This window comes from Burkholderia sp. LFS061 (genome assembly GCF_047978125.1).
Taxonomy (GTDB): Bacteria; Pseudomonadota; Gammaproteobacteria; order Burkholderiales; family Burkholderiaceae; genus Burkholderia; species Burkholderia pyrrocinia_C.
The window spans coordinates 167,073-180,606 of the sequence record NZ_JBFPFS010000011.1 but is presented as its reverse complement, the minus strand read 5'-3'; the positions used below and the strand labels follow the sequence as shown (position 1 = coordinate 180,606).

The following is a 13,534-nucleotide window of genomic DNA, read 5'->3' as shown; positions in this document are numbered from 1 at the left end:
GCGGCAACAGCGCGCGCCCCGCGAGCGGCAACGCCGCGCACCCGAACCGCAACCGTTCGTCGCGCAGCGGCCAGCGCGGTCACTGAAGCCGCGCGGCCGCGGGGGGGGGGGGGGGCGGCCGGCGGGGGGCGGCCCCGGCCCCCCCCCCCCCCCCCCCCCCCAACCCCACCGGTGGGCGGCGCGGCGCCCGGGGGGCACCCTCCCCCGGCGCGCCCCCGCGCCGCTGGTGCTCGACCTGGGGTTGCCAGCGCGCGAGCACCGCGGCGCGCTCCCCTTCCAGCGTGAACGTGACGCCTGTCGCGAGACGCGCATAACCGACCCGCTGCGCATCGCCGTGCGCGATCGTCGCAGCGAATCCGGCCAGTCCGCCGAAGTCGCCTTCGAGCGGCTCGATCCTCAATTGCGCCTGAAAGAATGCGCCGTCCGCGACGAGCGTCAACGCGGCCGCGCGCCGTTGCGCGAGCGCACGCGCCGCACGCGATTGCGGCCATAGCGCCAGCAGCAGCGTGCGCGCATCGTGCGCATAGATCTCGCCGACGCCGAGCAGCGTCGTGCGCAACTGGCCGTCGTCGGTCGCGACGATCAGCGATGCGGCGATATCGGCATGACGCTCGAGCGCGGTGCCGTCGAACAGCGATACGACGGCCGGCGGCCACGCGTCGAACGTCCATTGTTCGAGCGCGTGGCGATGGGTATCGGTCATGGTGGCGTGGCCCCGGTGCGGATCAAGATCGGATGACGATGCGGCAGCATACGCCAGCCGGGCCGGGCCGCGGCGATCAGCGCAGGAATACGTGCCGCGTGATCTTCGTGAGCGGATAATGGACTCCCGGCTGGATCCTCGCGGGCAGGTCGAGCGGCTTGAGCAGCATCTTCACGCACATGTCGGCCGACAGGTTGCGCCGCACGAGCGTACTGATGCGCGCGGCGCGCTCGCGGTTGTACTGGCTGTCGCCGACGCGATCCGGATAACGAACCGCGAACACGTGGCGCAGCGCGATCTCGGAATCCTCGTTCTTGATTTCCATCACGCGGCGCGCCAGCGCGCCGAGCACCGCGAGCCGGCCATTGCCTTCGAGCTTGTTGTACTTCTTGAAGAATTTGAAGAAGTGCTTGTAGTGACGCACTTCGTCCGTGCGGATGTTGTCGGTGATTTCCTTCAGCACGGGCTCGTCCGAGCATTCGTTGATCGCACGATAGAGCGTGGCCGTGCCTGTCTCGACGACGCAGCGAGCGACCATCTCGAGCGCGCGGGTCTTCTCGAATGCCTCGACCTTGCAGGTCTTCGAATACTCGGCGAAGAAATTCGCGAAGGCGGTATCCCAGTCGAACTCGGGCCACACGTGCGCGATGTACGCCTTCAGCGCGCGGCCGTGCTGCAACTCTTCGTGCTCCCATGCATTGTTGAGCCACTCGGATACTTCAGGATCGTCGTTGAAGAATTCGCTCAGATTGCTCGTGTAGAGATCCGAGCCGCTTTCGATGAACGACGACGCGCATAGCAGCAGCAGCAGATCCTCGTTCGCGGCGGCACGCTGACGGTCGATCCGGTTCAGGTCGATGTCCTCGATTCGCCACGGCATGACATGCGTCGTTTTAGTGTCCATGGTGGTGCGCTCCCAGTCGTCGCGCGGGGGCCGGCCCATGCCTTGGCACAGGCGCCGACCGTCCCGCAGGCGGCGTATTACTTGCGTTTCTAGTGAATTGGTCCGGCCGAACCATGCTGGCATCTTAGCCGGACTTTGACGTTCGTGCTCCAGAGCACTGACCATACCGGACAGGCGCAGTTCCACGGCGTCTGTTGCCGTTCGTTAGACGAGTCCTTCGAACTGCTTGCAGCCGTTCAGCAGTACGGCCGCATCAAACGAAACGGGCGGCCGTTCGGCCGCCCGTCGAGCGCATGAAATTGAGGCGAACCGTCAGAACCCGGCCGCCAGACCGTCGCGCCGGCTGTCGCTCGCAGCCACGTAGCCGCGCTCGCGATCGTCGCGATCGAGACGCCAGATGAACTGCCCCGAACCGAAATCCATGTAAGGATCGTCGATCGACTTGATCGTATGGCCGCGTGCGGCCAGCGCGTCGACCGTCGCGCGATTCATCGTCGATTCGACGTCGAGCGTGAAGTCGCGGTTGACCTTCCAGCGCGGCGCATCGCATGCGGCCTGCGGCTGCTGCCCATGGCCGAGCATCCGCACGATGGTCTGCAGATGGCCTTGCGGCTGCATGTCGCCGCCCATCACGCCGAAGCTCATCACGGCCTCGGTGCGGCCGTCGACCTGCTCGGTCACGAACGCCGGGATGATCGTGTGGAACGGCCGCTTGCCGCCCGCGACGACGTTCGGCGAAGCCGGATCCATCGAGAAGCCGTGCCCGCGATTCTGCAGCGCAATGCCGGTGCCCGGCACCACGAGCCCCGAGCCGAAGCCCATGTAGTTCGACTGGATAAAGCTCACCATCATCCCGCGCTCGTCGGCGGCCGACAGGTAGATCGTGCCGCCCGAATGCGGCCGGCCGGCGCCGAAGTGCGTCGCGCGCGCGGGATCGATCTGCTTCGCGCGTTCGGCGAGATACGCATCGTCGAGCATCTGCTCGGGCGTGACTTCCATCGCGCGCGGATCGGCCACGTAGCGATAGACGTCCGCGAATGCGAGCTTCATCGCCTCGATCTGCAAATGCTGCGAGTCGACCGAATCGAGCGGCCATTCGGTCACGCCCGCATGCTCGGCGATCCCGAGCGCGATCAGCGCGGCAATGCCCTGCCCGTTCGGCGGGATCTCGTGAATCGTGTGACGGCCGAAGCGCTTGCCGATCGGCTCGACCCACTCCGGCCGGTATGCGCGCAGGTCGGCTTCGGTCAGCGCGCCGCCGCCTTCGCGGGCGAACGCGGCGATGCGCCCGGCGAGCGCGCCTTCATAGAACGCACGGGCACCGTCCTTCGCGAGCGTGCGCAGCGTCTGCGCATGGCCCGGCAGGCACACGCGTTCGCCGACGAGCGGCGCACGGCCGCGCGGCATGAAGGTCTCCGCGAAGCCCGGCAGGCCCTGCAGCGCGGGCACCGCCGCCGCCCACTTGTGCGCGACGATCGGCGGCACCGCATAACCGCGCTCCGCGATCTCGATCGCCGGCTCGAGCAGGTCCGCGAACGGCAGCGAGCCGAACTTCGCGTGCAGCGCCTCCCAGCCCGCGATCACGCCCGGCACGGTGACGGTATCCCAGCCGCGCATCGGCTTGTTCGCGATGCCGTGCGCATCCTCGCCGTGGCGCTTGCGGAAATAGTCGACGTTCCATGCGGCCGGCGCGACGCCCGACGCGTTCAGCCCGGACAGCCGCTCGCCGTCCCACACGAGCGCGAACGCGTCGCCGCCGAGCCCGCAGGACACGGGCTCGACGACGGTAATCGCGGCCGCGGCGGCCAGCGCCGCGTCGACCGCGTTGCCGCCTTTCCACAGCATCCGCAGCCCGGCCTGCGCGGCGAGCGGATGCGACGTCGACACGACGTTGCGCGCGAATACCGGGATGCGGGTCGTCGGATACGGGTTGTGCCAGTTGAAGCCAGTCATCGGTGCCACCTCGTCGAAAGCTGAATGAACGCGCCGAACGCGTGCCCGCATGCGCGGGCAGTCCGCCATTGCAACGCGATCAGCGCAATCGCACAAATTCATTTGTCACATGAATCCATGCAATTCCCGCATGAATTTCACGCGGCCGTGCCGGCCAGGCCGGCCGAACGCCGTTGCCGCCCTTACAATACCCGCTCCGTCTCACGACACGACCACCGAGCCATGACCCGAGATCCCCGCCTCACCCTCAACGCGCGCCAGCAGGAACTGCTCGAATGGGTGCAGCGCGACGGCTTCGTGACCGTCGACGATCTCGCCGCGCACTTCGCGGTGACGCCGCAGACGATCCGCCGCGACGTGAACTGGCTCGCCGACCTGAACCTGCTGCGCCGCTACCACGGCGGCGCGAGCCTGCCGACCAGCTCGGAGAACGTGTCGTATACGGCGCGCCAGCGGATGTTCCACGACGAGAAGCGGCGCATCGCGGCGCTCGCGGCTTCGCACATCCCCGACCAGGCGTCGCTGTTCATCAACCTCGGCACGACGACCGAGGAAGTCGCGCGCGCGCTGAACCGCCACCACGGGCTGCACGTGATCACGAACAACCTGAACGTCGCGTCGATGATGAGCGGCTACCCCGACTGCGAGGTGCTGATCACGGGCGGCATCGTGCGGCCGTGGGACAAGGGCATCGTCGGCGAACTCGCGATCGACTTCATCCGCCAGTTCAAGGTCGACTACGCGATCATCGGCACGTCGGCGATCGAGGCCGACGGCACGCTGCGCGACTTCGACACGCGCGAGGTGCGCGTCGCCGAGGCGATCATGCAGCATGCGCGCACGGTCTACCTCGTGACCGACCATTCGAAGGTCGGCCGCCCGGCGCTGGTGCGCCAGGGTCACCTGAGCCAGGTGCACGCGCTTTTCACCGACAAGCCGCTGCCGCCCGAGATGGCTGACACGGTAGCCGCCGCCGGCACCCAGGTGTACGTCGCGGAATGATGCTTGCGAACGCGTCAGCGATGCTGCACCGCACCCGAAACTTCAAGTGAAATCAAGAAGTTGGCGCCGCGAGCGGACCGCTTGCGGTGCATCCTCCTGTCAAACGGAAAATTAACGGGGCACGATTTGTCGTTGCCCGCGCGCTCGACTAGACTCCAGTTCCCCGGCCCGTTCGCCCGATCCGCCTGTGCCAGGGCGGGTGCGAATCGCAGGGCCGGCGAATGCAGCTTTCCCCCCCAAGCCATACACCCCGCGGGGTATCGTGCGTCGGCGTTTGCGCCGGCCGCGCGGGCAGACCGGTTGCCATGGAGAGAACGATGCTGAGTCCGCATGAATTCGCCACGCTATTGCTTGTAAAGGACGCGCCTGACCAGCGCGACATGGATCGGGATGAACTGGACACACTGCTCGAACAGCAGCTCGTCCGCCTTGAAGGACTCGGCTCGGGGCGCAAATACTGCGTGACCGAGACCGGCGACGCCGCGCTGCGATCCATCAAGTACCGCTATTCGTGAAACCTCGCTGTTCCTGACCTGACCGCGCGGCCGGACCGACTCCCGGCCGCGCGGTCGTTTCCGCTTCCTCCGCCGGTTCGCCTCACCCGGCCGCAGCCGGGGTCAGCCGCCGCGCAGCGTCGGATCGACCGCCGCCCGCCAGCTGATGGCCTGCGCGCGCGCACCGTTGAAATACGCGATCCAGCCGGCGCGCGCCGCCGCGTCGGGCGCCGCATAGTGCGTCGAAAGTTCGTTTACGAACGCACAATAGTTCGCTTCGGTCAGCCCGCGATACCGTTTCGCCACGTACGCGTCGTACAGCGTCGAGTAGACCGGCTGCGCGTCCGCGCCCCAGTCGCGCGCGGTGCCGCCGCACGACGTCTGCAGGTCGGCGAACGACGGCGCCCGCCAGTTGCCGGCGAGCGGCGGCGTGCCGGCGCTGCACCCCGCCAGAAGGACGGCGCACACGCCGGCCCACATCCCAATACGCATGATTCACCTCGCGAAACGGTCGATTGCGCCAGTATCGTCCGGGATCGCGCCGCGCGCTACTGGCCCCGCTTTTTCGAACTTTACTTTTTCGATTTCGTTCGTTAAATTTCGAATTCGAACATTTAGTGTTCGCCCATTTCCATCAGACGATAAGGACAGCAGGTGACCCAACCGAATCGCTACGATCTGCTCGTCGTCGGCGGCGGCATCAACGGCGCGGGGATCGCGCGCGATGCGGCCGGCCGCGGCCTGTCGGTCATGCTCTGCGAGCAGGACGATCTCGCGTCGCATACGTCGTCGTCCAGCACGAAGCTGATTCACGGCGGCCTGCGCTATCTCGAGTACAACGAGTTCGGGCTCGTGCGCAAGGCGCTGCAGGAGCGCGAGACGCTGCTGCGCGCGGCGCCGCACATCATGTGGCCGCTGCGCTTCGTGATGCCGCACATGCCGAACCTGCGTCCGGCCTGGCTGATCCGCATCGGCCTGTTCCTCTACGATCACCTCGCGAAACGCGAACTGCTGCCCGGCTCGCGCGGCATCGACATGCGCCGCCATGCGGCCGGCGCGCCGCTGATCGACTCGATCAAGCGCGGCTTCGTGTACTCGGACGGCTGGGTCGACGACGCGCGCCTCGTCGTGCTGAACGCGATGGATGCGAAGGAGCGCGGCGCCGAGATCCTGACGCGTACGAAGCTGGTATCCGCCGAACGCCGCGGCGACGAATGGGAAGCGCGGCTGCAGCACGCCGACGGTTCGATCCGCGTCGTGCATGCGCGCGCGATCGCGAACGCGGCCGGCCCGTGGGTCGGCGACGTGCTGCACGGCGCGCTCGGCCGCGGCGCACAGCACAGCGTGCGGCTCGTGAAAGGCAGCCATATCATCACGCGCCGCCTGTTCGATCACGATCACGCGTACATCTTCCAGAACCCGGACAAGCGGATCATCTTCGCGATTCCGTACGAACACGACTTCACGCTGATCGGCACGACCGACGTCGAATACACGAACGATCCCGCGAAGGTCGCGATCGATCGCGACGAGACGCAGTACCTGTGCGATTCGATCAACCGCTACTTCAAGCGCAAGATCTCGCCGGCCGACGTGCACTGGACCTATTCGGGCGTGCGCCCGCTGCTGGAAGACGAGAACGCGGCGAATGCATCGGCCGTCACGCGCGACTACCGCCTCGAGCTGGACGACGGCGCGGGCGCGCCGCTACTGTCGGTGTTCGGCGGCAAGATCACGACGTTCCGCAAGCTCGCGGAAGAAGCCGGCGACATGCTGTGCCGCGCGCTCGGCCGCGACGCGAAAACCTGGACGGCCGGCGTCGCGCTGCCGGGCGGCGACATCGCGAACGCGAAGTTCGACGTATTCGCCGACACGTTCGCGAAACGTCATCCGTGGCTGCCGGCCGCACTCGCCCGTCGTTATGCGCGCGCCTACGGCACGCGTGCGGAACGCGTGGTCGACGACGCGAAGTCGCTCGCCGATCTCGGCACCGAAATCGCGCCGGGCATCTACGACGCCGAACTGCGCTACCTGCGCGATGCCGAATGGGCGACCTGCGCGCAGGACGTGCTGTGGCGCCGCTCGAAGCTCGGCCTGCACGTCGCGCCGGGCACGCTCGATGCCGTGACGGCCGCGGTCGACGCCTGGTTCGCCGCCGTGCACGCGCCGCACGCCTGATCCGAAAGCAGTTGCAGTTGTCTGACCGAAGTTGACTCACCGACGCGCCGCCCCACATGCGGCGCGCATCACAACTAAGCCAATCCACGGATGGAGATGAGAGACATGCAGGACCAGTACATCCTCGCGCTTGACCAGGGCACCACGAGTTCCCGCGCGATGCTGTTCGATCGCCAGGGCAATATCGTGTCGATCGCCCAGAAGGAATTCGAGCAGATCTACCCGCAACCCGGCTGGGTCGAGCACGACCCTCAGGAAATCTGGTCGACGCAAGCCGGCGTCGCCGCCGAAGCCGTCACGCGCACGGGCCTGAACGGCACGTCGATCGCGGCGATCGGCATCACCAACCAGCGCGAGACGACGATCGTCTGGGATCGCGAAACGGGCCAGCCCGTCTACAACGCGATCGTCTGGCAGGATCGCCGCACGGCCGACTTCTGCGACTCGCTGAAGAAGCAGGGCCTCGAAGCGAAGGTGCGCGCGAAGACCGGCCTGCCGATCGATTCGTACTTCTCCGCGACGAAGATCCGCTGGATCCTCGACAACGTGCCGGGCGCACGCGACAAGGCACGCCAGGGCAAGCTCGCATTCGGCACCGTCGACAGCTGGCTCGTGTGGAACTTCACGAAGCACGAACTGCACGTGACCGACGTGACGAACGCGTCGCGCACGATGCTGTTCAACATCCATACGCGCGAGTGGGACAGCGAGTTGCTCGAACTGCTCGACATCCCGCGCAGCATGCTGCCGGAAGTGAAGGCGTCGTCGGAAATCTACGGCCATACGAAAACCACCGTATTCGCGTCGAAGATCCCGCTCGCGGGCATCGCCGGCGACCAGCACGCGGCGCTGTTCGGCCAGATGTGCACGACGTCGGGCATGGTGAAGAACACCTACGGCACCGGCTGCTTCCTGATGATGAACACCGGCGACAAGCCGATCGAGTCGAAGAACAACCTCGTCACGACGATCGCATGGCAGATCGGCGACGACGTGCAGTACGCGCTCGAAGGCAGCATCTTCATCGCGGGCGCGGTCGTGCAGTGGCTGCGCGACGGCGTCGGCATCATCAAGACGGCCGCTGAGATCGAAGCGCTCGCCGCGAGCGTGCCGCACACCGACGGCGTCTATCTCGTGCCCGCGTTCGCCGGCCTCGGCGCGCCGCACTGGAACGCGCGGGCGCGCGGTTCGGTGTTCGGCGTCACGCGCGGCACGACGGCCGCGCATCTCGCGCGTGCGGCGCTCGATTCGATCGCGTACCAGTCGCTCGACGTGCTGGCCGCGATGGAAGCCGATTCGGGCATCAGCATCGGCGAGCTGCGCGTCGACGGCGGCGCGAGCGCGAACGACCTGCTGATGCAGTTCCAGGCCGACCTGCTCGGCGTCGACGCGGTGCGTCCGCAGATCACCGAGACGACCGCGCTCGGCGCGGCCTACCTCGCGGGCCTTGCGATCGGCTACTGGAAGAACCTCGACGAAGTGCGCGACCAGTGGCAGCTCGATCGCCGCTTCTCGCCGTCGATGCCGAAGGAGCAGGTCGAACGCTGCATGGCCGGCTGGCAGCGTGCGGTGCGCGCCGCGAAGGCATGGGCCGACGATACCCAGTAATCGTCAGCCATCCAGACGAAATACAACAACACCGGCGGACCGCGCGGCGCGCGAGTCCGCCGCGACATACGAGAGACAACCATGTCACCTTATATTGCAGAATTCATCGGCACGGCGATCCTCGTGCTGCTCGGCAACGGCGCGGTCGCAAACGTGCTGCTTGCGAAGACCAAGGGCAAGGGCGCGGACCTCATCGTGATCGTGTGGGGTTGGGCGATGGCCGTATTCGTCGCCGTCTACGTGACCGCGTCGTTCAGCGGCGCGCACCTGAACCCGATCGTGACGATCAGCCTCGCGCTCGCGGGCAAGTTCGCGTGGTCGAAAGTCGGCGGCTACATCGTCGCGCAGATGCTCGGCGGGATGGCGGGCGCACTGCTCGTGTGGCTCGCGTATCGCCAGCACTTCGCGAAGGAAGCCGATGCGGACCTGAAGCTCGCGGTGTTCTGCACGGCGCCCGCGATTCGCAGCGTCCGGCACAACGTGCTGACCGAGGCGATCTGCACGTTCGTGCTGATCCTCGGCGTGCTGTATCTCGCGTCGCCGCAGGTCGGCCTCGGCGCGCTCGACGCGCTGCCCGTCGGCCTGCTCGTGCTCGGCATCGGCATCTCCCTCGGCGGCCCGACCGGCTATGCGATGAGCCCCGCGCGCGACCTCGCGCCGCGCCTCATGCATGCGCTGCTGCCGATTCCCGGCAAGCGCGACAGCGACTGGCGCTATGCGTGGATCCCGGTGGTCGGCCCGCTGATCGGCGGCTCGCTCGCTGCCGTGCTCTATCTGCAACTGCACGTGCCGCACTGACGCGGCCCGTCGCACCGACGAAGCAACACAGCCCGCGTGCCGGAAGGCCGCGGGCTGTTTTTCATTGCACGTTCCGCCTACCCGCCGGCCGACGCCGGCAACAGCGATGTCAGCTTCACGTTCGCGTCGGCGACCGCCGCGGGCGCCACCGCGGCGCCGCGTTCGACCAGCGTCCTCGCCAGCTTCATCTCCTTGGCGAATCCGGACGCGCGGCCGAAGCCGCTCGCCGCGACGAGCCGTCCGCCACCATCGAAATGAAAATGGATTTCGGCGTCGCCATCGAGCCTGCGCGCGACCGACCGTTCGCCGAGCGCCGGCTCTCCCGCCACCTGCAACTGTGCGTCGTACTGATCCGACCAGAACCACGGTATCTCGCGATACGGTTCGTCGGCGCCGAGCATGTTGCGCGCGGCGGCGCGCGCCTGGGTCTCCGCGCCGTGCCATGTCTCCTGCCGGACTGGTTGCCCCGACAACGCACTCGGAAACACTGCGACGTCGCCGGCCGCATAGATGCCGCGCGCCGACGTCTCGAGCCGCGCGTTCACGACGATGCCGCGATCGACCGCGAGGCCCGCGTCGCGCGCCAGTTCGTCGGCCGGTTCGATGCCGATGCCGGCCACGACCGTATCGGCGATCAGCGTGTCGCCGTCGTCGAGCGCGACGGCCAGCGCGCCGCCCGAGATCCGCTCGATCGCAACGGGTTTCCGGTTCACGCGGATCGCCACGCCCTGCTCCTCGTGAAGCGCCTGCACGCGCGCCGCGATCGTTTCCGGCACCGCGCGCCCAAGCAGACGCGGCGCGGCGTCGAGCACGGTCACGCGGCAGCCGCGCAGCCGCGCCGACGCCGCGACTTCGAGACCGATGAGGCGGCGCGCGCGAGCGCCGGTCGCGAGCAGCAGCGCGTCGTAGCCGAACACCCGAGCGCCGGACACGTGCACTTCGCGTGCGTGCGAATCGATGCGCTCGACCGTCGCGACGACCGGCTCGATGCCGTCGGCCGCCCATGCGCCCGGATCGCGCAACCGGCACTGCGCCGCGCTGCGCTCGCCCGTCAGCACGCCCTTCGACAACGGCGGCCGCTCGTACGGCAGGTGCGCCTCCGCGCCGATCAGCACGATGCGACCGCGCCAGCCGGACTCGCGCAGCACCTGCGCCGCGCGGCCGCCCGCATGGCCCGCGCCGACGATCGCCATCACACGGTGGTTCGTCATCGCATCACACCTCGATCAGGATGCGGCCGCCCTCGATCTTCGCGCGGTACGTGCGCAGCTTCTCGCATGCGGGCGCTGACAGCGGCCGGCCGTCGCGCACGTCGAAGCGGCCGTTGTGCTTCGGGCATTCGATCACATGGCCCATCACGAGCCCGTCCGCGAGATGCACGTTCTCGTGCGTGCACAGGCCGTCGCTTGCATAAACCTGGCCGTCGATCCGGTAGATCGCGTACGTGCGGCCCGCGTGATCGAAGCGCGCGACGTCTTCATCGTCGATGTCGTCGAGCGCGCCGGTGTCGATCCATTGCGTCATGATGCGTGTCTCCTTGATTGGGTTGTTCGATGCCGGTCACGCGCGCGCCGTGTCCGGCACCGGCCGCACGACGTAATGGGACGGGTCGCGCGTCTGCCGGACCAGCGCCGGCACGATCTCCGCATACGCGGCGAGCGTGCTGCGGTACGGCGGCGGCATGTCGGCCTTCACGGCCTCGTGCAGCTTCGGCAGCGCGTGAAACGGCACCATCGGGAACATGTGGTGCTCGACGTGGTAGTTCATGTTCCAGTACAGGAAGCGGAACACCGGATTCATCATCACGGTGCGGCAATTGCGCCGGTGATCGAGCACGTTCTCGGGCATGCCTGCGTGCTGCGTGAGGCCGAAGTACAGGTACAGCCACGAGCCGTAGAGGCTCGGCAAGCCGATGTAGAGCAGCGGCAGGAGCGTGTGCCAGTACAGCGACGCACCGGCCACGAGCGCATAGACCGCCAGATGGATGCGCGCCTCGCGCACGACCTTCGGCCATTCCGACTCGGGCACGTAGGTGCGCTCCTCGTCGTCGAGCCGGCCGGTGAACGCGGCCGCGATCATCTTGCGCAGTTCGCCGGCCACATGCTTCAGCGCGACGACGTTCAGCGCGAGCGCGAGCCAGTCGGTCGGCTTCGGCGCGGCGATTTCCGGATCGCGCCCGACGACCAGCGTGTCGGTGTGATGACGCGCATGGCTCCAGCGCCACGCCGTCGCGCGGCGGAACACCTGGAACGACGCGACCTGGTACAGCGCGTCGTTCATCCAGCGCGTGCGAAACGCGGTGCCGTGCCCGCATTCGTGCCAGCGCGAGTCGGCCGGGCTGCAATAGAGCGTGCCGTACACGAAGAACGCGGGGATCGCCCACGCCGAATGCGCACGCCAGGCAAGCCACGCGAGCGCGCCGCTGGCCGCGATCGCCGCGTACCAGATCAGTGTGTCGCGGATCGCACGCGCGTCGCCGCGCTGCATCAACTGCTTCATCAGCGGCCGCGGCACCGCGCACCGGTACCACTCGGCGTTGACGAGCCCAGCCGCGTGCGCGCGCTCGCCGGCGCCGCCGATCATTCTGTATTCCTGACGGCGCGCCGCCGTGCGATCGTGCGCCTGGTCGTCGGTATGGACCACTCGTGTCTCCCTGGTTTGCTTGTGCGCGGGAAGGGCGGCAAGCGCTTCCCCCATGGAACCAAAATTAGGCGACCGGCCGCCCCCGCTCAATCGAAACGTTGACGAAATTTCGCCATCGTTTTAGCGTTCCTGGCAGCGCCACGCCCCCGATGATGGCGACCACAACGATGGAGACGACCATGGCAGGTGAATCCGGGCCGCGCTGGCGCAAGCGCACCGCGCGCTTCGACGAGATCGCGGCGCTCGCGGGCGTCAGCACGACCACCGTCGACCGCGTGCTGAACGAGCGCGGCAGCGTGTCGGCGCAGGCGCGCGAGCGCGTGGTCGCGGCGGCGCGGCAGCTCGGCGTGCCGCGGCAACTGCCCGACACGCGGCACGGGCTGATCCACGTCGACGTGCTGCTGCCGGACACCGACGCGCCGTTCTTCCGGCGGCTGCAGCAGGCGCTGCAGCGCTCGCTGCAGATGCTCGACCGGCGCGTGGTCGTACACCGGACGATCCTGCCCGCCGCGGACGACGAACGCGCCGCCGCGCTGATCGAACGGCCCGCATACCGGCGCGCGGCGCTGATCGTCACCGCACGCGACACCGCCCGCGTGCGCGATGCACTGGCCGGCGCGATCGCGCGCGGCGAAACCGTCGTCACGATGGTCACCGACATCGGCGGCATCGATCGCGTGCACTACGCGGGCATCGACAACTACCGCGCCGGACGCACGGCCGGCTACTACGTCGGCCGCCTGGCGGCACGCCCCGGCCGCGTGCTGCTGCTCGGCGGGCGCATGGGCTACCGCGCGCACGCCGACCGGATGGCCGGCTGCCGCGACCAGCTTGCCGACGCGTTCGCCGCGCTGCGCTGCGACGGCGAGCCGGTCGAGACGCTCGACCAGGACGACCGCTGCTACCGCGCGGTGACGAAGGCACTGCAGGCACACGACGACGTGGTCGCGATCTACAACAGCGGCGCCGGCTCGGCCGGCATCGAAGCGGCGCTGCGCAAGGCCGGCGCGACCGGGCGCGTGGTCTGGATCGGGCACGAGATGCTCGACGAGCACCGCAGCTTCATCGAAGCCGGCGCGATGGATCTCGCGATCGACCAGGATCCCGACGGACAGGCGATTTCCGCGCTGCAGCACGTGCTGCATGCGTGCGGGATCGTCGAACAGCCGCCGCCGGGCGACCCGGTCGAATTCCGCGTGTTCTGTGCGGCGAACGTGAGGACGAGCGCCTACCTGCAGCCCTGAATGCCGC

At 68.1% G+C, this 13,534-nt stretch carries 12 protein-coding genes and 1 pseudogene; 6 read left to right on the top strand and 7 right to left on the bottom strand.

Going from position 1 to position 13,534, the window contains the following annotated elements; genetic code table 11:
- Positions 1–208 precede the first annotated feature (208 nt).
- From ACNQQL_RS13545 to ACNQQL_RS13535, 3 genes and pseudogenes are all read right to left on the bottom strand, one after another.
- Positions 209–703: pseudogene (locus tag ACNQQL_RS13545) on the bottom strand (hypothetical protein); the annotation flags it as partial.
- A gap of 76 nt (positions 704–779) precedes the next feature.
- Positions 780–1,607 (bottom strand): ferritin-like domain-containing protein, encoded by an 828-nt coding sequence (locus tag ACNQQL_RS13540; RefSeq protein WP_034178954.1) that lies wholly within the window; start codon positions 1,605–1,607, stop codon positions 780–782.
- Positions 1,608–1,919: 312 nt separating this feature from the next.
- Positions 1,920–3,560 carry a gamma-glutamyltransferase family protein gene (locus ACNQQL_RS13535; protein ID WP_347064383.1) on the bottom strand — a complete coding sequence of 547 codons (1,641 nt, stop codon included), beginning with the start codon at positions 3,558–3,560 and terminating at the stop codon, positions 1,920–1,922.
- 222 nt (positions 3,561–3,782) lie between these two features.
- Between ACNQQL_RS13535 and ACNQQL_RS13530 the strand changes: the two genes are divergently transcribed.
- Both ACNQQL_RS13530 and ACNQQL_RS13525 read left to right on the top strand, forming a co-directional pair.
- On the top strand, positions 3,783–4,562 hold the full coding sequence (locus ACNQQL_RS13530; RefSeq protein WP_006493999.1) for a DeoR/GlpR family DNA-binding transcription regulator: 780 nt from the start codon (positions 3,783–3,785) through the stop codon (positions 4,560–4,562).
- Positions 4,563–4,879: 317 nt separating this feature from the next.
- Complete coding sequence (locus tag ACNQQL_RS13525; RefSeq protein ID WP_034179421.1) at positions 4,880–5,077, top strand: hypothetical protein; 198 nt, start codon at positions 4,880–4,882, stop codon at positions 5,075–5,077.
- 102 nt (positions 5,078–5,179) lie between these two features.
- Here ACNQQL_RS13525 and ACNQQL_RS13520 read toward each other — a convergent pair whose 3' ends face one another.
- Positions 5,180–5,548 carry a hypothetical protein gene (locus ACNQQL_RS13520; RefSeq protein WP_175961996.1) on the bottom strand — a complete coding sequence of 123 codons (369 nt, stop codon included), beginning with the start codon at positions 5,546–5,548 and terminating at the stop codon, positions 5,180–5,182.
- 162 nt (positions 5,549–5,710) lie between these two features.
- Between ACNQQL_RS13520 and glpD the strand changes: the two genes are divergently transcribed.
- The 3 genes from glpD (at position 5,711) to ACNQQL_RS13505 (ending at position 9,640) form a co-directional block, all read left to right on the top strand.
- A complete protein-coding gene (glpD, locus tag ACNQQL_RS13515; RefSeq protein ID WP_072443446.1) occupies positions 5,711–7,234 on the top strand; it encodes a glycerol-3-phosphate dehydrogenase in 1,524 nt (507 codons plus the stop codon).
- Between the two features lie 105 nt (positions 7,235–7,339).
- Positions 7,340–8,842: a glycerol kinase GlpK gene (gene glpK / locus ACNQQL_RS13510; RefSeq protein WP_034178958.1), complete on the top strand. Its 1,503-nt coding sequence runs from the start codon at positions 7,340–7,342 to the stop codon at positions 8,840–8,842.
- 81 nt (positions 8,843–8,923) lie between these two features.
- Entirely contained in the window at positions 8,924–9,640 is a 717-nt protein-coding gene (locus tag ACNQQL_RS13505) for an MIP/aquaporin family protein (RefSeq protein WP_105391421.1), read from the top strand.
- A gap of 77 nt (positions 9,641–9,717) precedes the next feature.
- On the opposite strand, the gene ACNQQL_RS13500 is transcribed toward ACNQQL_RS13505, so the two are convergent.
- From ACNQQL_RS13500 to ACNQQL_RS13490, 3 genes are read right to left on the bottom strand one after another with little or no spacing between them, the layout of a single operon-like run.
- The gene (locus ACNQQL_RS13500; protein ID WP_347064382.1) at positions 9,718–10,851 is read right to left on the bottom strand and encodes an NAD(P)/FAD-dependent oxidoreductase; all 1,134 of its coding nucleotides are present in this window, start codon (positions 10,849–10,851) and stop codon (positions 9,718–9,720) included.
- Between the two features lie 4 nt (positions 10,852–10,855).
- Entirely contained in the window at positions 10,856–11,164 is a 309-nt protein-coding gene (locus ACNQQL_RS13495; RefSeq protein WP_072443450.1) for a non-heme iron oxygenase ferredoxin subunit, read from the bottom strand.
- 36 nt (positions 11,165–11,200) lie between these two features.
- The gene (locus ACNQQL_RS13490; RefSeq protein ID WP_416392614.1) at positions 11,201–12,223 is read right to left on the bottom strand and encodes a fatty acid desaturase family protein; all 1,023 of its coding nucleotides are present in this window, start codon (positions 12,221–12,223) and stop codon (positions 11,201–11,203) included.
- 239 nt (positions 12,224–12,462) lie between these two features.
- Here ACNQQL_RS13490 and ACNQQL_RS13485 point away from each other — a divergent pair, with 239 nt between their 5' ends.
- Positions 12,463–13,527, top strand: a complete 1,065-nt coding sequence (locus ACNQQL_RS13485) for a LacI family DNA-binding transcriptional regulator (RefSeq protein ID WP_175962002.1) — start codon at positions 12,463–12,465, stop codon at positions 13,525–13,527.
- The last annotated feature ends 7 nt before the right edge of the window (positions 13,528–13,534 follow it).